This is a genomic window from Absiella sp. AM29-15, assembly GCF_003434225.1.
GTDB classification, from domain to species: domain Bacteria; phylum Bacillota_I; class Bacilli_A; order Erysipelotrichales; family Erysipelotrichaceae; genus Hoskinsella; species Hoskinsella hominis.
In genome coordinates, this window is the sequence record NZ_QVFL01000001.1 from 326,723 (window position 1) to 344,909 (window position 18,187).

18 protein-coding genes are annotated in these 18,187 nt (G+C 33.3%); 7 read left to right on the plus strand and 11 right to left on the minus strand.

Annotation, left to right across the window (positions count from 1 at the left end):
- Nucleotides 1–7: 7 nt before the first annotated feature.
- The 9 genes from DW761_RS01685 to DW761_RS01725 form a co-directional block, all read right to left on the minus strand.
- Nucleotides 8–793: an ABC transporter permease subunit gene (locus tag DW761_RS01685; protein WP_158552187.1), complete on the minus strand. Its 786-nt coding sequence runs from the start codon at nucleotides 791–793 to the stop codon at nucleotides 8–10.
- A complete protein-coding gene (locus DW761_RS01690; RefSeq protein ID WP_117452621.1) occupies nucleotides 765–1,697 on the minus strand; it encodes an ATP-binding cassette domain-containing protein in 933 nt (310 codons plus the stop codon). Before DW761_RS01690 ends, DW761_RS01685 begins: the two co-directional genes overlap by 29 nt.
- A 99-nt stretch (nucleotides 1,698–1,796) precedes the next feature.
- Nucleotides 1,797–2,465, minus strand: coding sequence for a response regulator transcription factor (locus DW761_RS01695; RefSeq protein WP_117452620.1), 669 nt, complete (start codon nucleotides 2,463–2,465; stop codon nucleotides 1,797–1,799).
- A 27-nt stretch (nucleotides 2,466–2,492) separates the two neighbouring features.
- Nucleotides 2,493–4,052, minus strand: a complete 1,560-nt coding sequence (locus DW761_RS01700; RefSeq protein ID WP_117452619.1) for a GGDEF domain-containing protein — start codon at nucleotides 4,050–4,052, stop codon at nucleotides 2,493–2,495.
- A gap of 92 nt (nucleotides 4,053–4,144) precedes the next feature.
- Complete coding sequence (locus DW761_RS01705; protein WP_117452618.1) at nucleotides 4,145–4,759, minus strand: protein jag; 615 nt, start codon at nucleotides 4,757–4,759, stop codon at nucleotides 4,145–4,147.
- A gap of 11 nt (nucleotides 4,760–4,770) precedes the next feature.
- Nucleotides 4,771–5,763, minus strand: coding sequence for a YidC/Oxa1 family membrane protein insertase (locus DW761_RS01710; protein WP_117452617.1), 993 nt, complete (start codon nucleotides 5,761–5,763; stop codon nucleotides 4,771–4,773).
- Nucleotides 5,764–5,793: 30 nt separating this feature from the next.
- Entirely contained in the window at nucleotides 5,794–6,120 is a 327-nt protein-coding gene (rnpA, locus tag DW761_RS01715) for a ribonuclease P protein component (protein WP_117452616.1), read from the minus strand.
- 57 nt (nucleotides 6,121–6,177) lie between these two features.
- On the minus strand, nucleotides 6,178–6,312 hold the full coding sequence (rpmH, locus tag DW761_RS01720; protein ID WP_008977969.1) for a 50S ribosomal protein L34: 135 nt from the start codon (nucleotides 6,310–6,312) through the stop codon (nucleotides 6,178–6,180).
- 141 nt (nucleotides 6,313–6,453) lie between these two features.
- A complete protein-coding gene (locus tag DW761_RS01725) occupies nucleotides 6,454–7,161 on the minus strand; it encodes a CPBP family intramembrane glutamic endopeptidase (RefSeq protein WP_117516237.1) in 708 nt (235 codons plus the stop codon).
- A 526-nt stretch (nucleotides 7,162–7,687) separates the two neighbouring features.
- On the opposite strand from DW761_RS01725, the gene dnaA reads away from it, so the two are divergent.
- The 3 genes from dnaA to DW761_RS01740 all read left to right on the plus strand — a co-directional run bounded on the left by dnaA (nucleotide 7,688) and on the right by DW761_RS01740 (nucleotide 11,510).
- Nucleotides 7,688–9,046: a chromosomal replication initiator protein DnaA gene (gene dnaA, locus DW761_RS01730; protein WP_117452613.1), complete on the plus strand. Its 1,359-nt coding sequence runs from the start codon at nucleotides 7,688–7,690 to the stop codon at nucleotides 9,044–9,046.
- Between the two features lie 146 nt (nucleotides 9,047–9,192).
- Nucleotides 9,193–10,311: a DNA polymerase III subunit beta gene (dnaN, locus tag DW761_RS01735; RefSeq protein ID WP_117452612.1), complete on the plus strand. Its 1,119-nt coding sequence runs from the start codon at nucleotides 9,193–9,195 to the stop codon at nucleotides 10,309–10,311.
- Nucleotides 10,312–10,391: 80 nt separating this feature from the next.
- Nucleotides 10,392–11,510, plus strand: coding sequence for an alkaline phosphatase family protein (locus DW761_RS01740; RefSeq protein WP_158553731.1), 1,119 nt, complete (start codon nucleotides 10,392–10,394; stop codon nucleotides 11,508–11,510).
- A gap of 72 nt (nucleotides 11,511–11,582) precedes the next feature.
- On the opposite strand, the gene DW761_RS01745 is transcribed toward DW761_RS01740, so the two are convergent.
- Entirely contained in the window at nucleotides 11,583–12,035 is a 453-nt protein-coding gene (locus tag DW761_RS01745) for a hypothetical protein (RefSeq protein ID WP_233512999.1), read from the minus strand.
- Complete coding sequence (locus tag DW761_RS01750) at nucleotides 12,019–13,101, minus strand: MerR family transcriptional regulator (protein WP_158553732.1); 1,083 nt, start codon at nucleotides 13,099–13,101, stop codon at nucleotides 12,019–12,021. Before DW761_RS01750 ends, DW761_RS01745 begins: the two co-directional genes overlap by 17 nt.
- A 275-nt stretch (nucleotides 13,102–13,376) precedes the next feature.
- Between DW761_RS01750 and DW761_RS01755 the strand changes: the two genes are divergently transcribed.
- From DW761_RS01755 to gyrB, 4 genes are all read left to right on the plus strand, one after another.
- Nucleotides 13,377–14,678, plus strand: a complete 1,302-nt coding sequence (locus tag DW761_RS01755; RefSeq protein WP_117516301.1) for an ATP-binding protein — start codon at nucleotides 13,377–13,379, stop codon at nucleotides 14,676–14,678.
- Nucleotides 14,679–14,921: 243 nt separating this feature from the next.
- Complete coding sequence (yaaA, locus tag DW761_RS01760) at nucleotides 14,922–15,125, plus strand: S4 domain-containing protein YaaA (RefSeq protein ID WP_117452606.1); 204 nt, start codon at nucleotides 14,922–14,924, stop codon at nucleotides 15,123–15,125.
- Nucleotides 15,122–16,243, plus strand: coding sequence for a DNA replication/repair protein RecF (gene recF / locus DW761_RS01765; protein ID WP_117516241.1), 1,122 nt, complete (start codon nucleotides 15,122–15,124; stop codon nucleotides 16,241–16,243). Before yaaA ends, recF begins: the two co-directional genes overlap by 4 nt.
- Nucleotides 16,236–18,182, plus strand: a complete 1,947-nt coding sequence (gene gyrB / locus DW761_RS01770; RefSeq protein ID WP_117452604.1) for a DNA topoisomerase (ATP-hydrolyzing) subunit B — start codon at nucleotides 16,236–16,238, stop codon at nucleotides 18,180–18,182. Before recF ends, gyrB begins: the two co-directional genes overlap by 8 nt.
- Nucleotides 18,183–18,187 lie beyond the last annotated feature (5 nt).

Here is an 18,187-nt window from a genome sequence, read left to right on the forward strand (position 1 = left end):
TCCCATCTTATATATCTGTTTTCTGAAGTACAATTGCACTGCCTATATTATATACTAAAATAAAAGCTATGGACATCATAAATGCATGTGAAACTACAGGCCCAGATACTGGTAATATGGTTGAAAAGAAATAGCTTAATGTATATTCGCTCGCAAATGATATATGTAAAAGATTAAAGATAGAATCTAAGAATGGTTGTAACATACCAGATGCGATAAGAAATAATAACACGATACCAAACGTTTTATTATGAAATATCGTGGATAAGAAAATAATCAATGAAAACAGTGCGCACATAAGTAATAACATCATAGAAAAATCTATAAAAATCTCCTGTGCAGGATTTATCATAAAGTTATCAATAAAACATATGCCAAGTATCCAGCCAATGAGGTAGTTCAATGCCAGAATGATAAATGAAATTACCAATGCTACCATTATTTTTGAAAGAATGACTGCTTTTCTACCACCTTCTAAAACAGCTGTATTTTTAATATAGCCACTGGTGTATTCACTACATACAAATGAAGTAAAATAGATACCTAATACAAGACTTCCAAAGCCAAAACCGAAAGTTTGTACCAACTGATTCAAAGATTTGATGGATGCATCTACCGATATATAAAAACCTGGTTCTTTTGATATACCTTCATCCACAAAGCTTGTGGACTGTTCTGCGGACAACTGCATATAAAAACATGTGATAAACACTAAGATATATATCAATACAGATATCCAAAAGCCTTTACTTTTGATCAATCGTTTAGTTTCTGCTTTTATCATATTCAACATGATCATTCCCTCCGATTCTTTCTAAAAAATAAGATTCTAAGTCCTGTTTCTGATAAAACATGGAAGAAATCGCAATATCATTTTGCGCAAGGATAAGATTCACCTGTGCACTATCAATATCATCAAATATCCATAGTTCATTTTGTTCATGTACCTGATAATGCTGCATACCTAATTTCGTTTCTAATAGTGTCACAGCTTTTTGTATATTATCCACTTTCACAGATAAATAATCCATGCATTTTAGGGCGAGTTCTTCCTTACTGATTTCTTCAATCAGCTTGCCATCACGAATCATGCCATAACGAGTCGCAATTTTACTTAACTCTCCTAAGATATGACTACTGATAATAATCGTCATTTTCTTTGTTTCATTCAGATATTGAATCATCTCTCTGATCTCACGGATTCCTTCTGGATCAAGGCCGTTGATTGGTTCATCTAAAATTAATAAATCAGGATTTCCTAGCAAAGCCATTGCGATTCCTAATCGTTGTTTCATCCCAAGTGAGAATTTTTTTACAGGCTTTTTACTTTTTGAATCGAGTTTCACCAACTTCAACAGTTCATGAATCTTTTGTGTATCATGTAATCCCATGGCAGTTGCTTTGATATCCATATTATCGTAAGCACTCATTCCAGGATATAAACCAGCATTTTCTATCAAAGAACCTATACGTCTTGCGCTCATGCGGTTTCTTTCTTCTCCAAACAGTTTAATTTGACCACTATCAGGTGAAACAAGACCACAGATCATCTTTAACGTTGTGGATTTACCAGCACCGTTTCTTCCAATAAATCCATAAATATCTCCTTTTTTTATTTTCATATTTATATGATCCACTGCGTAAATATGTTTATACGCTTTTGATATATTGGTTAGTTCTACAACATCACTACTCATATCGTTTCCTCCTTCAATTTACATAAGCATTATAAAAAATAAAGTATTAGAAATTATCAAGCAAATATAAAGAAAGTATAAAGAAATAACTGAATATCATCATTCAGCCATTTTAAATCCGATTCCCCATACTGTTTTTATATACTCCTCAGCTACTTGTGTTCTTATTTTTTTACGTATATTACTCATATGTGTATTGATGGTTTTATCATCCCCATAATAGGTATCATTCCAAGCGTATTCATATATTTCTTCCTTTGTGAAAACCCGCTTGGGATTTCTGATCAATAGCTCTAATATTAAATACTCATGCTTTGTCAGATTTAGATATGTATCGTTTATTTTCGCATCATATTGTTCACTATCTAATAGTAACTGTTTATATTGTAAAGCTGTATTTATACTTGTTTTATTGCTTTTTCTAAGCTGTACCTGAATTCTAGCCAATAATTCTTCTAGTTCAAATGGTTTACATAGATAATCATCTGCGCCTGCACCTAATACATTTACCTTACTGTCTAAGCTATCCTTTGCGCTTAATACAATCACTGGTACATTTGAATGCTTACGGATATCCTCTAAAAGTTCTTCACCAGATAATCCTGGCAACATCAGATCTAAGATAATTAAATCATAATCATTTATGGAATAATATAATCTGCCTTCTGTACCTGAATAAGCCTGATCACATTGAAAACCTTGCTTCTGTAGATAATCCTGAATCATTGCGTTGATATCATTATGATCCTCAATAATTAATAAATGCATGTTATCACAATCCTTTACATCACATTATTATACATTCATTCGATATTGATTGCCACCTGATTTTTTCGCCTCATACATTAAAGCGTCTGCCTTTTGAAAGATATCCTGGTAGTTACATGCTTGTGTAATCATTTGAACGCCAATACTTGTCGTAATTGTGATATCATAATTTTCTAATTCGATTGCCTTTACTTTTTTCAGGATGCTCTCTGCTGTTTCTTTTACATATTCTAATGTAAAGATATTCTTCATAAATATACAGAATTCATCACCGCCGATTCTTCCAATATCATCAATTTCTCTAGTTTCTTCTTTTAAAATTTCCACGACTTTCAATAAAAGCTTATCACCGGATAAATGTCCATAATGATCATTTATGTTTTTGAATTTATCTATATCGATCACAAATAACGCCATATATTGATCACTTTGATAATTTTCTACTGCCTGCGTTACATGTTTTTGGAAGGCTGTTTTGTTTAAGAGCTTAGTGAAATCCTCAATTTCTGAATTACGTTGAAGTTCTTCATTCTCTTTTAAGATTGTCTTTTGTTCATTTAAAAGTTCTTCCAATTCTACTTTATTTAATAAACTCTTTTTCAGGTCATTTTGCCATTGTTCATCTTCTTTACACTTGTCCAGATAATATTTATAAAGAGAATCTGGCAGCTTTTCATCCTCATGAAACATAATATTCATTTTGATACGGCAGTCATCTAAACGTGACTGATTTTTATAATCTGGATAATTTTCTAATATACTTTCCATGAATTTAAAAACTTTTTCACACATCTCTTTTTCCTGTAATTCAATTAGAAAAGAAAAAGCATCAAAAAGGTTTTTTAAAATATGTAAATGGTCTAAACTTTCTTGATAAGTAAGATACATTTCATCTACACACTCTTTGATTTTGTCATGATCTTTCTTTTTACATGCGAGAATCAGTTTGTAAAGCATAAAATCATCTTCCACTGTTTTTAAGTGATAATGCTTCAGATAGTAATCTAAATAAGGATACCATTGATCATAGATGTCTTTATTATTAGTTTTAATACTACAGCCAATCATATTCACAATGTTAATCCCATCACTTTCTTTGATGGATGCGATATCTGTCAGATTTCTGGTAGCGGCACTTTTCAATAAAAATTCATATGCTTTTTCATACATTTGCATATTAAAAAACAAAACCCCAATATTATTTTCTATAAAGTAGGTAAAGTTTAATTCTGGATGCTCTAATGCTATATAATAAGCTTTCAACATATATTCTATTGATGATATTTGATCCCCCAGTGCACCATAAAGAATGCCCGCAAGATTATTTAAAATCATTTCATAAAACACATTTTCAGTTTTCTTACAAAGCTGCAGGCCATGTAAAGATTGTGCTAAGGATTTTGTATATTCTCCTATGACATAATAATATTTGGATATATGATAAACGCCAATTACTTCATGATAAACACTTTTCTGTTTTTTTGCTTCTACTTCAAGTTCTAAAGCTACATGATATATACTTTCTTCATCACTTTTTGCTCTAAATGCTTGTATTTTTGAAACATATTCATCAAGTAACACGAACATCACATCTCCTTTACAAGTTTATTTCTAGTATAACACAATTTCTTTGAAACATAGAAAAAAAAGGAGAAACATTTTCGTTTCTCCGAGTGTTTTTAAGCTTTTTCAGGACTGTAACAGATTTTTAATCTTCTTTGGTTTCCTTCGCCTTCGCTAACTGTGGAAATATTTTTCATATTGGATAAGCAGTTATGTATTGCTTTTCTTTCATCAGCTGGCATTGGATCTAATACAGCATCTGTTTTTGTTCTCTGCACTGTTTTTGCGACACGGATAGCTAAAGAAGTAACCTTCTGATATTTTTCTTCTTTATAGCCATTGATATCAATCAATACCCCTACACGGCGTTTAAATTCACTTGATGCCGCAGATTTTAAAACGTTGTTCATAGACTGTAAAGTCTGTCCGTTTTTACCAATTAAAATGGCATTGTTTTCTGCGTCAATGTTCACATGGAAGAATCCATTTTCTTCACTTACCTCTACTGTAGCAGGCATGTTGATACCATTGAAATAATTCATCATGTATTCTTTCATGAATTCTTTGATATCATTGTCACAATATACGCTTGCAGTTACCTTGCTGCCTAAGCCAAGGAAACCACTTGTTTCTTCCAAAATCGTATATGTCAGATCTTCTACATTTACACCTTTATCAGCAGCGGCTTCTTTTAAAAGTTCTTCCAGATTTTTACTGGTATATGTTTTCATAAGAAACCCTCCTAGTCTTTAATGAAGAATTTATGAATAATAATATTCTGGATAACTCTCGCAATAGAGTTTACTAACCAATAGAATGACATACCAAGAGGCCAGTTAATCGCTAGGATTGCGATCATACCAGTACTCATATACATCATCATATTCATAGAACCCATCATACCCTTAGGTGCATTTTTAGGTTCTGCATATTTTTTTTCTTTTACATGGTTCTTTTTCTTTCTGTGTTCCTGCAGCCATTGAGGAAGTTTGAAAGAAATCAACTGGAATAATACCATCAATACAAAGATTACCATTGCGGCATAGTGTCCAGCATTGAATCCCTGAATTGGTGTATTTACCAATGAGATACCAGCAAATTTACCAGTAACAACGCTATAAGCACGCATGGTTGCCTGATACATACCAAGGATAACAGGGAACTGAATGAATGTAATAACGATTGTTCCAAATGGATTAATCTTATATTTACTATAAAGTGCCTGTGTTTCCTGCGCCATCATCAGCTTACTGCGTTCATCATTTTTACCAGCATATTTTGCCTGAATACGATTCAACTCTGGCTGAAGTGTCTGCATACGCTGACTTGCGACCTGAGATTTGATTGAGAATAAGAAGATTAATAACTGAATCAATAATGTAGCGGCGATAATACCAATACCACCATCTGTAAATCCAGCTACTAAGTTAATCAACTGTGCAATTGGGAATACGATCAATCCTTCAAACCAGCCTTCATCCATCATGTCACCAAAAGATGTTGGTTTCAATGTGATTAAATCCGTATCCTTTAAATCTTTATACTCTTTTTTTACTTCTTCATTGTAATCTGTAGATACGATTTTCTTTTCTACGGTTTCTTCTTTTAAAGTAATAATGCTTTTTACATATGTCTTACCAGAACGATCACGTGGAACTGTACATCCAGTTAATGTAATCATCATCAGCATTACTACCAGGAGAAGTTTCTTTTTACTTTTTAAAATACTTTTCATCACTTAGTCTCCTCACTATTTTGTCTACCTTTATATTTTAACTTTTTTAACCAATCTTTCCAAGAGTTTTTTGTTGTTTTGATAACTTTCTTCATGATATTTTGGACGAACAAGTATAATTGTGTCAAAATTCTCATCAAATGTATAGATATCGTGTACCATTTCACGCACTTGACGCTTTATTTTATTTCTAATAACAGCGTTTCCCATTCTTTTACCAACAGAAATACCTACACGTGCATGATCCTCTTTTCTTGGTTTTACATAAATGGAGAATGAAGGGCATGCATAAAACTTTTTATAATTCATAATTTCTGAAAATTCCTGTGTTTTCTTTACACGAAATTCTTTCTTCATGTTTCATCTCTCCTTTCAAAACTTAGAAATCAAAAAAATCGCCTTTAAGGCGACTTTTTATGCTGATAACACTTTTCTACCTTTGCTACGACGACGTGCTAATACTTTACGTCCTCCAACAGTAGCCATTCTGGCTCTGAATCCATGTGTTTTCTGGTGTTTTCTTTTGCTCGGTTGATATGTTCTTTTCATAAGAGCCACCTCCACTTCTTTTCACTTTTTATACAAATTGAGCATTGCTGTTAAATTATACATAAAATCAATAGTAAAGTCAATAAAACATGAAAAGAAAATGAAAATAACCATGTGACATCTATCAGAAATTTATGGAAATCAAATCATCATCATGATAAATGAGAATAAATTATTTCCTGCATGAATCCCTACGGATACAATAATCGTATCACTTCGCTCGTAGGCATATCCTAAGATCAATCCAATTCCTGCATATAATATAAGGTATACAAAATCATTGATATTACCATTAAAAAGGGAACTGGATACATGAATCAATCCAAAAAATATACTACTGATGACAAGAGCTGCTGATACACCCATTTTTTCTTTGACAAAAGTATATATACCACCTCTAAAAATGGTTTCTTCTAATACAGGTGCGATCAAACAAGTATAAAAGAACGTATAAAAAGGGGAAATTAAAGAATTTGTTTCAATGATCTGCTGGTTTTGGCTGGTATCTGTCTGCGTCACAAAGCTAATGATGATACTTAAACCAAAGTTTACCACCAGAATAAGTACAATCGCATAAACAATCATCCTTATATACTTCTTAGGCTCTGAGCGAAACTTTTCCACAGAAGGTTTCCAAACAGTTCTTGCGATATAAATACTTGCGGCTGTAACCATTAGATATAAGACCACAAGTACGGGTATACTCATGATTGTTGCATATGGATTTAACATGAGTGTAATCTTTTTAGCGATTTCTGGTACAAATTTAAGAAAAATTACGAAATATATAATCAAAAGCAATAAAACACGCCTGCTATTCATTGTGGGTTTCTTATTATCTTCAAGCATTTTAACACCTCCAATGTTCGTATTATAGCATATGTTGTGGAATTCTATCTATCCTATGCGCTGAAATGGTGGAAAAGAACTGGTTTTATACACCAAAATGTTCCCAATTTTGAAAGTTTTCCACCAAAACAGGGGAAATCATGGCGAAAATCCCACTATTTTTTACTTTTCCCCATGTTTTTCTGCTTATCCACATGCTTTCCACATGTGTTTTTTGCCCACTTTTCCACATAATGTGGAAACTGTGGATTGTGCAAATAAGCCTTATTTTATCGGTTATTTTGATGTGGATTATCTTTCCACAATGCTGTGGAAATCAACTTTTTTTTCCACTTTTCCACTTTCTACACTTATCCACTGTGGAGTTTCCACCAGTTTTCCATGTGGATAAATGTGTAAAAATAAAATACACCCTTAAAATTGCATGTTTTCAACCTATTTTCCTGTGGAAAACTATTTTTTACTTATCTGTCATAGAATTTTTCCACACATTATAGTAAAATAGAACACAAAGGGGTTGTGTGAAATGGCAAATATGGTAAATGAACAGTTAGAAGAAATATGGCAAAGCACCTTGGCACTCATCAAAAGCAGTAATCACTTTGATGATGCGAACTTTAATACCTGGTTCAAAGAGAGTGCCCAATTGTATGATATCGTCGATGATATGGCCACCATTGTCGTTCCTTATAAGATACATAAGCAGGTATTGATGGAGAATATTGATTTTCTTCAGGAAAAACTTTCACAGGTTGTGGAAAAACCAGTATCCATTCAGATATTATTGAAAAATGAAGTCGCACAGATGACACCACAATCCGTTGTAAAGCGAAGAAATGATATCTTATTTGAAGATAAGATCAAAAAGGATTATACATTTGACAGCTTCGTAGTAGGGAAAAACAATCGTGAAGCCCATGCCGCTGCCTTATCTGTATGTTACTATCCTGGAAAATTCAACAATCCACTCTTTATCTTCGGTAATTCAGGATTGGGGAAAACCCATTTACTACATGCGATTGGCAATTATGTAAAAGAAAACAAGCCGGATGAAAAACTATTGTATATCTATAGTGAAGACTTTGTGACATTATTGATTGAAGCGATGAAAAACAAAAATGTAGAGGAAATAAAAGAAAAGATATGTGAAGTTGATTATCTGTTGATTGATGATATCCAGCGTTTAAAACAGAGTACCTCACAAGAGATCTTCTTTAACCTTTACAATAAGCTGGTAAATGATAATAAACAGATCGTTATCACCAGCGATATTCATCCAACAGAGTTAAAAGGTATTGAAAATCGTTTGATTTCACGTTTCAGCAGTGGCTTATCCGTATCTGTGGGAAGTCCTGAATTTGAAACAGCAAAAGCCATCTTAAAGAAAAAGATGGAGGGCAGGAAAGATGAAATACTGATTGAAGATGAAGTATTAGACTATTTGGCAACAAAATTTAGCAGTGATGTAAGAAAACTAGAAGGAAGCTTAAATGAGTTATTCTTTAAAGCAATATTATATAACCCGGAAACTATAGATTTAAAATTCGCAAAAGAAATTTTTAAAGAGAACCCAAGTATTCCACAAGATGATGCATTAGACGCAAAACGTATCAAAACCGCCGTATGTGAGTATTATGGCTTAACCAGAACACAGATTGAATCAAAATCAAGAACGAAAAATATCGCCAATGCAAGACATATTGCTGTATATTTATGTAGAACATTATTAAATATGCCGTTTGTAAAGATTGGATTTGAATTTGGGAACCGTGATCACTCAACAATCATGGCTTCTTATGAGAAAATGGTAAAACTTTTAAAAGACAAAGAAAGCTTTCAAACAGCTGTATTTCAGATCAAAAACAAGCTTGGTGTAAAAGATTAAGAGTTTTCAACACAATTCCACATTTACTACACAGTCAAAATTTGTTAGAATATACGTATGTTATGCGGTATTTTGGAGTTTTCCACATTTTCCACATACTTATTATTATAGTATTATAAAAGAAAAAGAAAGAAGGGAGTCTACCCATGTATTTTAAAGTAGCGAAAAAGAATTTCTATAACGCATTGTCAGTAGCAGCAAGAGCAATTTCAACATTCTCACCATTACCTGCATTCTCTGGTATTAAGATTGACGCAAAAGAAGACTGTCTGGTGTTGACGGGAAGTGATTCTGATGTATCTATTCAAACCAAACTGGTAAAGAGTGAAGATTGTAATTTAGAAATCCGTGATATGGGATCAATCGTTATTGAAGCAAAATATATATTGGAAATCGTTCGTAAAATCAATGCTGATGAAATTGAATTTGAAGTGATTGATGGATGTTCTACCAAGATCAGTGGCAACACTGCAGAATTCAGAATTAACGGTATGCGTGCAAACGAATATCCTGCCATTGATTTCTCTAAACCAAAAGAATGCTTTACAATGGAAGAAGATATTCTTCGTCGTATCATTTTACAAACAAGCTTTGCGACAAGTGATAAAGAAACACGTCCTGTATTAACAGGTGTAAACTTTGCATGTGATGGCACAACATTAAACTGTGTTGCGACAGACTCTTATCGTTTAGCGAAGAAAACAATCGAAATTAAAGAGAGCTTAAATTTTAATATTACAGTACCTGCCAAATCTTTACAGGAGGTTGTAAAGACATTAGAAGATGAAGGTGAAGTTGAAATCGCAGTAAATGATAAGAAAGCACAGTTTATTATCAATGATACGATTGTACAGACACGTTTGATTGATGGTGTCTATCCAGAAACAAACCGTTTGATTCCATTGACATTTGATTATGAACTAACAATTGATGCGAAAGATTTATTAGATGCTATTGACCGTGCTAGCTTTATCAAAAATGATGGTGTTTCAGTCATTAAATTCTCATTAAGTGAAGATGAATGTGTCTTATCAAGTAAATCTGTAGAGGTTGGATCTTCTACTGAAGTCTTGAATAGCGCAAGCTTTGTGGGAAACAGATTAGAAATCAGCTGTAATGGACGCTATGTATTTGATGCAATCAAAGCATTGAGCGGTTCCTTAGTAAAATTCAGTCTGTGTGGAGAAATGAAACCATTCATTATCCAGTCTGTGGATGATGCTTCTGTATTACAGCTTGTATTGCCTGTACGTACATACGCTTAATATTTATGATGGACTCTCTTATGAGAGTCTTTTTGTTTTTAAGGGCATGATAGATAATGAATATTGCAAAGGAGAAAAATATGTATATACCAGATTATGAAAAGGGGATTTTATCCACAATGAGTGCAATCAGGGCTTACTTTGGATTAGATACCTATCAAAAAATAGATGATGAATTATACGCATGGTTACAAGATCATTGCTTTCAACAAGTTGTGGTGATGTTGATTGATGGTATGGGTGCTTATCAGATTGATCGATATTGTGAAGAAAAGGGCTTTTTAAAGACGTATCAAAAGAAAATTGTTGATACAGTATATCCACCAACCACAGTAGCCGCTACCACCGCCATATTGAACGGAAAACAGCCTTGTGTAAATGCATGGTTAGGATGGCAACAATACTTTTTAGAATGTGATGAAAATATTGTGATGTTTTTTGATGAAGATTTTTATACAGAACAAAAGAAAGAAAAAGGTTATGTTCAAAAACAGCTTCCTGTCACCAATATGATAGAAGAATGTATACAAAAGGGAATTCAGGCGAGTTCTATATATCCAGCATGGAGAGAAAATGGCGCAAAAAATTTTCAAGAACTTTGTGATAAGGTAGTTGAAAAAAGTCATGGAAATGATCGATTGGTTTATGCCTATTGGGATCAATATGATAGTATCATGCATACGTATGGCGCTACACATAAGAAAAGTGTAGAAATGTTACGTAGTTTTGATGACATTCTACAACACACGATGAAAGAATTACCTGAAACAACAGGCCTTATGATCATCGCAGACCATGGGCATATTGATGTTAGAAATGACTTTTTAAATCGTTATCCTGATCTTGTGGAATGTTTTGAGCATCTGCCTGCACTTGAACCTAGAACCATAGCTTTTTATATCCAAAAGGATAAACAAGAAATATTTAAAAAATTATTTTTATCCTATTTTGGTAGTGATTTTAAATTATTTACAAAACAGGAAATCATCGATATGAAATTGTTTGGAAATGAAGCATCACATCCAAGATTTCAAGACTTTTTAGGGGATTTTATCGCATGCGCCATATCTGATTTGAATTTAGATTATGATGATTGTAATATTATTTTAGGCTCTCATGCGGGTGCAACGAAGGAAGAAATTCAGATACCGGTTATTTTATATGAAGGTAAGAAAAAAGTGAGAAATTTTTCCAATTAGATGTTTCTTAACTTTTATATAAAAAAATGGAGAATTTTGATTTCTCCATCTTTTTATAAATTATTGAACGCATTAAATATTTAATTTTTTTATTTGCATACTCACTTGGGATTGTTCATTTTTGGATAATTCATCTTCGTTACTTATTTTATGAATACTATCTTTTACTATATAATAACCTACCATTTTGTCTTTCTTCTTAAAGACATACAATAATGGAAAACCTTTAGCAGAAAAGCTGTTACAAAATTTATAGTATTTTTCTAGCATAGCATTTGGATTATCGAATCGAATATTTATTTTCTCAATCATTATTTCTTTATCATAAATTTCTTCTTGATAATTAGGTATATATATGTGTGAGAAAACATAGGTTAATGCTTTTTCTTGTTCATTTTTATTTAATTCAAATAAACTTATAACATCTATCTTAGTTAATACACTTTCGTTTTGTTTCTTTAATTTTTCGTAACCCTTTATCATGCTTTTTTCATTCTCCTTTAATTTCTCACTTTTCTTTTCCAAAGACACGTTTATGTTCACGTTTCCAATAAAGATCATCTAAATATTTATAAAAATCTTCACGAGAATCATCTAGATGTTCAATGATGTGATAAGGATCAATGACTTTATCCGCATGTTCCTTTAAAATTTCTACCGTTAATTTTACTTTTTCATCACTGACACCAAACATACCTGTATTGATACGTAGTAGTTCATCATCTTTGGTATATAGAAATAAGTCTATTTGATAAGCATTGCCACCATTGATTGGTGCTTTTGCGACCATATGAAACCATATTTTTAAAATACGGATATCATCATAGGCTACATATTGGTAACAGCTTTCTACATCGTTTTTCCATGCTGCTTTCAATAGTTGAATATATTTTCGTTTAGTTTCATCAAAATAATAAATCCCTTTTTCATGAAATTCATATAAATCATATGGAAACTTATCTACGACAATAAAATCAGACCAGCTGACGATAAGCGCAAAAATAAATGATAGTAATAAAGTAAACCAGTGATATTGTATGTCTATCTTTTGCGTTTCTAAGATATGTGGGATATTTGCGATGAATAATACAATCCATGAGCTAAAAAACCAGATGATAGGAAATGTAATACATTCTATCAAAATAATTTTTTTGCGACTGTGTTTTTGATGATTCCAGGAAGATATCAATGAACCAGCTTCTTCGTATGGCGTTTTTTCTTTTTTGTGTTGTAAGATTTCTTCATACTTTTCTACCGTATAGGCAATTAAGGGGGCATTACTGTCTTTGATATCCGCACATAATTTTTCTTTAAGTTCCATGTCATTATGCTGTGCTTTTAATTCAATTAGTTGATGATCCATCAAATCTTGTAAAGATATTTCATTCGCATAATAACGCTTGATTTCCTCTATGGTGATTCCCAGTTCTCGAAACAGTTTAATCTCTTTTAGCTTTTTTACATCATGTTCCGTAAAGTCACGATATTTACTATCTTCTTTTCGCTGTATTTTTATTAAGCCCATTTCTTCGTAAAAACGAATAGAATGAACAGAAATACCAACTTCTTGTTCCACTTGTTTGATTTTCATAGTGTAACACCTCATCTTTCACCTTCAGTTAACACCTTAGAGGTACTCTAGAGTCAACCTTTTTTGTATAAATACTTTATTTTACCTATATAATGGGTGGTTTTATGTATTTTGTCAATCATTGAAATAAATTATATATCGTTTGGTCATGATAAATGTTAAATTACAGGAGTAATGGTCATGATAAATGTTAAAAATATAAAAAGATGGTCATGAAAATTGTTGAAGTGCATAAAAGAATGGGATATACTAAGAAATATCAAGGAGGTGCTTATATGGAACGTTTCATTATGGATGAATTGGTGAAATGGAAAACGAAAAAGAAGCGTAAACCATTAATTATTCATGGGGCTAGACAAACAGGGAAAACCTGGATTATGCAAGAATTTGGTAAAAGATATTTTGATACATGTATTTATATAAATTTTGAAAATAATGAACGAATGAAAAATACATTTGAACAAGATTATGATATTAAACGAATATTAACAGCATTGAAAATTGAAGCAAACCAAAGCTTTCAAGCAGAGAACACGTTGCTGATTTTTGATGAGATCCAAGAGGTACCCAAAGCCATGACGGCTTTAAAATATTTTTATGAAAATGCTCCAGAATACAATATCGTAGCTGCTGGTTCTTTGCTAGGAATGTCTTTACATGCAGGCACTTCATTTCCTGTAGGAAAGGTAGAATTCCTACATCTTTATCCTTTGAATTTTAGAGAGTTTTTAACAGCATTAAATGAAGATGCTTTAGCTGATCTTCTGATTCAAAATGATTTTGCATTATTAAACACATTTCGTACAAAGTATATAGAATTATTGAAAAAATATTATTATATCGGTGGAATGCCAGAAGCTATCATGACATTCATAGAAACAGATGATATGAGAGAAGTACGCAAAGTTCAAAATGAATTATTGTTGTATTATGAAAGTGATTTTTCCAAACATGCGCCAGTAGAACAATATCCCAGAATTCAAATGGTATGGAATAGTATTCCTGCACAATTGGCAAAAGAAAATCGTAAGTTCATCTATGGAATTATTAGAGAAGGGGCAAGAGCAAAAGATTATGAGATAGCAATACAATGGTTGATGGATTATGGATTAGTTCATAAAAGTTATCGTATAAACAAGCCAGGATTACCTTTGATATCTTATATGGATCAATCATCTTTTAAAATGTTTATGTTGGATATTGGTTTGTTGGCGGCAAAAGGTGAATTATCTGCCAAAACATTGTTGGAAGGAAATCGAATATTTGAAGAGTTTAAGGGTGCATTGACAGAGCAGTTTGTTGCACAGGAATTCGTTTCTAATCAACATAAACTCTATTATTATGCTTCTAACAATTCATCTGGAGAAATTGATTTTATGATTCAAAAAGAAGAACATGTGATACCGATCGAAGTGAAAGCAGAAGAAAATTTAAGAGCACAATCACTAAAAGCTTATTGTAAAAAATATGAACCTGAAATAGCGATACGTGCCTCGATGTCTGCATATCGTAAAGAAGATTGGATGTGCAATGTTCCATTGTTTGATGTGGCTTATTATATAAATTCAATAGATTAATATATTCTACAATTTTTGAGGTATTTTTATAAAAGCAATCAGTGATGGTACTGACTGCTTTTTTTGATAATCATATAAAAAAACATGATTTTCTAAAAATTCATCAACTATGTCTGATATGGATGACACAGGAATGGAACAAGTTGGAAAAAACATGAAAAAAAGGTTGAAAACATAGGATAAAATCAACAAAAACAGCTTGAAATATGATATAATATAGAAGTATGTGAAAGAGGTTTTGTGATGAAAATAAAGATAAACAGTGAGTACATTACATTAGGTCAATTATTGAAGATGACAGACTTTATCCAAAGCGGTGGAGAAGCAAAGTTTGCGGTAAAAGAATTACATATTACGGTAAATGGAGAAATGGAAGATCGTCGAGGAAGAAAGCTGAGAAGTGGTGATGTCATCATCATAGAAGACCAAGAATTTACACTTGTATGATGTTGTCACAGTTGAACCTGTATCATTATCGGAATTATGATCAGGTTGATATTTCTTTTTCCAAAGGTATTCAATTACTGACTGGTAAAAATGCTCAGGGAAAAACAAATATACTGGAGGCAATTCTTTATTTGTCTACGACAAGATCTCATCGGACAAAAGATGATCAGGATTTGATTAGAAAAGGCAGTGATGCTTTTTTTATGAAGGGAATGATTTTAAAAGAGAATCGTAAAGAAGATATCCGTATCACGGTTAATGAAAAAGGGAAGAATCTGTTTATTTATGGAAATCCTATCAATAAAGTAAGTGACTTTATCGGAGAATTTAATGCGGTGATGTTTTGTCCGGATGACATGATGCTGTTTAATGCCTCTCCAAGGGTTAGAAGACGCTTTGTGGATATGGAATTGAGTAAGGTAAGTAAAAAGTATACGATTACACTTACAAAGGCTCAAAAGCTCTTAAAAGAGCGAAATTCATATTTAAAACAGGATAGTGTGGATGATACATTCTTGGAAGTAGTGACAGATCAATTGATTGATGCATCTGTCATTGTAATGAAACAGCGGTTTTTTTTCTTGAAAAAACTGCTTGTGAAGTGCCAGACTTTTTATGAAAAGCTGACACAGGATGATACTATGCTGGATATTGAATATATCAGTTGTGTTGAATTTGATGAAAATGAAGAAGAATTAAAGAAACGTTTGAAGCTTCGATATCAAAAATCACTCCAAAGAGATAAATTCATGAAACAGACGACGCATGGGATACATAAAGAAGATTTTATTTTTAAGCTGAATGATCAAGATCTCAATAGTTATGCTTCACAGGGACAAAAACGCAGTGTGCTGCTGGCAATGAAAATCGGTATGGTATACATGATTGAAGAAATCATCCATGAATATCCGGTGTTGCTGCTGGACGATGTGTTTTCAGAACTTGATGAAACAAGAAAAATGAAATTACTAACCTTTCTGCCGGAAAGTGTGCAGATATTTATAACAACGACAGATCAGCTGGAATTAAAGGATATTGAATGTAAAAGAGATGTCTGTGTCTATCATGTTGATCATGGTACGATTCAAAGATGTGAAGGAGGAAATGCGCATGGATGAGAATCAGTTGAAAGAGATAGAAGAAATGGAAAATATCAAGGTTGACCATTCCTATACCGCGGATGATATACAGGTATTGGAAGGATTGGAAGCAGTCCGTAAAAGACCTGGTATGTATATTGGTTCTACCAGTGAACGAGGACTTCACCATCTTGTATGGGAAATCGTCGATAACTCTATTGATGAGGCGTTGGCAGGGTTTGCGACAGATATTGAAATCACAATTGAAAAAGATAACATCATTCGTGTTGTCGATAATGGACGTGGTATGCCAACCGGTATCGTTGAAAAAACTGGTATTTCTGGTGTAGAAACCATCTTTACCGTACTACATGCTGGAGGTAAATTCGGTGGTGGTGCCTATAAGGTATCTGGTGGTCTGCATGGTGTAGGTGCCAGTGTCGTGAACGCATTGAGTGAATGGCTGGAAGTTACTGTTTATCAAAATGGAAAGACGCATTTCTTACGTTTTGAGGATGGAGGAAAACCAGCAGCACCATTAAAAATCATTGGTGATAGTGAACGTCATGGTTCTATGGTACGTTTTAAAGCAGATCCTACGATTTTCCAGGAAACACAGGTATATGATTTTGAAACACTAAACGTCAGAATCCGTCAGCTGGCATTCTTAAACAAAGGAATCAAACTGGTATTAACGGATGAAAGAGAAGAAGAACCTAAGCGAATTGAATACAAATACGATGGTGGTATTCAGGAATATGTCGCTTATCTGAATAAAAATAAAGCACCACTACATGAACAAATCGTTTATGTGGAAGGTGTAGAAAATGGAATCTTAGCAGAAATCGCAATGCAGTATAACGATGGCTATATTCCAAATATCTATTCTTTCTGTAATAACATCAATACTGCAGAAGGTGGAACCCATGAAGATGGTTTCCGTCTGGCATTATCACGTACGGTGAACGCTTATGCCAGAGAAGCAGGTATGATCAAGAAAGATGAAACACTTGCAGGAGAAGATTGTCGTGAGGGATTGACCGCAATCATTTCTGTGAAGCATCCTGATCCTCAGTATGAAGGACAGACCAAAACAAAATTAGGAAACAGTGAAGTCAGAAAAATCGTTTCCAGTATCCTGGGAGAACAATTAGAACGTTTCTTCTTAGAGAATCCGGAAACAGCAAAGATTATCATTGATAAATGTATTCTTGCCAGCAAGGCACGTATGGCTGCGAAAAAAGCCCGTGAATTAACACGTCGTAAGAGTGCGCTTGAAATCAGCAGCCTGCCAGGTAAACTTGCGGACTGTAGTAGTAAAGATGCATCTGAATGTGAAATCTATATTGTCGAAGGGGATTCTGCCGGCGGTAGTGCCAAACAGGGCAGAAACTCCAAATTTCAGGCAATCCTGCCACTTCGTGGTAAGATTCTAAACGTAGAAAAAGCTAGATTACAACGTATCTTTGAAAACAATGAAATTCGTTCCATGGTCACAGCCTTTGGTTGTGGTATTGGTGAAGAAATGGATATCAGTAAGCTTCGTTATCACAAAATCATTATCATGACCGATGCCGATGTCGATGGCGCACATATTTGTACATTGATGTTAACGTTCTTCTATCGTTTCTTACGCCCAATCATTGAGGGTGGATATGTATATATCGCAATGCCTCCATTGTTTAAATTACAAAAGGGCACGAAGGTCGAATATGTATATACAGAATCTGAACGTGATGAAAAACTTGCGGCAATGGGTGATAATGTTGGTATCCAACGATATAAAGGTTTAGGAGAAATGAATCCTGAGCAGTTATGGGAAACAACTATGGACCCAGCGTTCCGTACATTGAAACAGGTAAATATTGAAGATGCAATCAAAGCAGATGAAGTATTTGAAATGTTGATGGGCGAAGACGTAGAACCTAGACGTCAGTTTATTCAGGAAAATGCAGAATATGCAAATCTGGATATTTAAGGAGG

What these genes read in the sequence shown, in the direction of transcription:
- DW761_RS01700 (WP_117452619.1), bottom strand. Translation starts at nt 4,052, where the DNA reads ATGTTCGTGTTACTTGATGAATATGTTTCAAAAATACAAGCATTTAGA.
- dnaA (WP_117452613.1), top strand. Translation starts at nt 7,688, where the DNA reads ATGGCAAATATGGTAAATGAACAGTTAGAAGAAATATGGCAAAGCACC.
- DW761_RS01685 (WP_158552187.1), bottom strand. Translation starts at nt 793, where the DNA reads ATGTTGAATATGATAAAAGCAGAAACTAAACGATTGATCAAAAGTAAA.
- DW761_RS01725 (WP_117516237.1), bottom strand. Translation starts at nt 7,161, where the DNA reads ATGCTTGAAGATAATAAGAAACCCACAATGAATAGCAGGCGTGTTTTA.
- yaaA (WP_117452606.1), top strand. Translation starts at nt 14,922, where the DNA reads ATGAAAATAAAGATAAACAGTGAGTACATTACATTAGGTCAATTATTG.
- DW761_RS01740 (WP_158553731.1), top strand. Translation starts at nt 10,392, where the DNA reads ATGTATATACCAGATTATGAAAAGGGGATTTTATCCACAATGAGTGCA.
- DW761_RS01695 (WP_117452620.1), bottom strand. Translation starts at nt 2,465, where the DNA reads ATGCATTTATTAATTATTGAGGATCATAATGATATCAACGCAATGATT.
- DW761_RS01755 (WP_117516301.1), top strand. Translation starts at nt 13,377, where the DNA reads ATGGAACGTTTCATTATGGATGAATTGGTGAAATGGAAAACGAAAAAG.
- dnaN (WP_117452612.1), top strand. Translation starts at nt 9,193, where the DNA reads ATGTATTTTAAAGTAGCGAAAAAGAATTTCTATAACGCATTGTCAGTA.
- DW761_RS01705 (WP_117452618.1), bottom strand. Translation starts at nt 4,759, where the DNA reads ATGAAAACATATACCAGTAAAAATCTGGAAGAACTTTTAAAAGAAGCC.
- DW761_RS01690 (WP_117452621.1), bottom strand. Translation starts at nt 1,697, where the DNA reads ATGAGTAGTGATGTTGTAGAACTAACCAATATATCAAAAGCGTATAAA.
- DW761_RS01750 (WP_158553732.1), bottom strand. Translation starts at nt 13,101, where the DNA reads ATGAAAATCAAACAAGTGGAACAAGAAGTTGGTATTTCTGTTCATTCT.
- rpmH (WP_008977969.1), bottom strand. Translation starts at nt 6,312, where the DNA reads ATGAAAAGAACATATCAACCGAGCAAAAGAAAACACCAGAAAACACAT.
- recF (WP_117516241.1), top strand. Translation starts at nt 15,122, where the DNA reads ATGATGTTGTCACAGTTGAACCTGTATCATTATCGGAATTATGATCAG.
- rnpA (WP_117452616.1), bottom strand. Translation starts at nt 6,120, where the DNA reads ATGAAGAAAGAATTTCGTGTAAAGAAAACACAGGAATTTTCAGAAATT.
- gyrB (WP_117452604.1), top strand. Translation starts at nt 16,236, where the DNA reads ATGGATGAGAATCAGTTGAAAGAGATAGAAGAAATGGAAAATATCAAG.
- DW761_RS01710 (WP_117452617.1), bottom strand. Translation starts at nt 5,763, where the DNA reads ATGAAAAGTATTTTAAAAAGTAAAAAGAAACTTCTCCTGGTAGTAATG.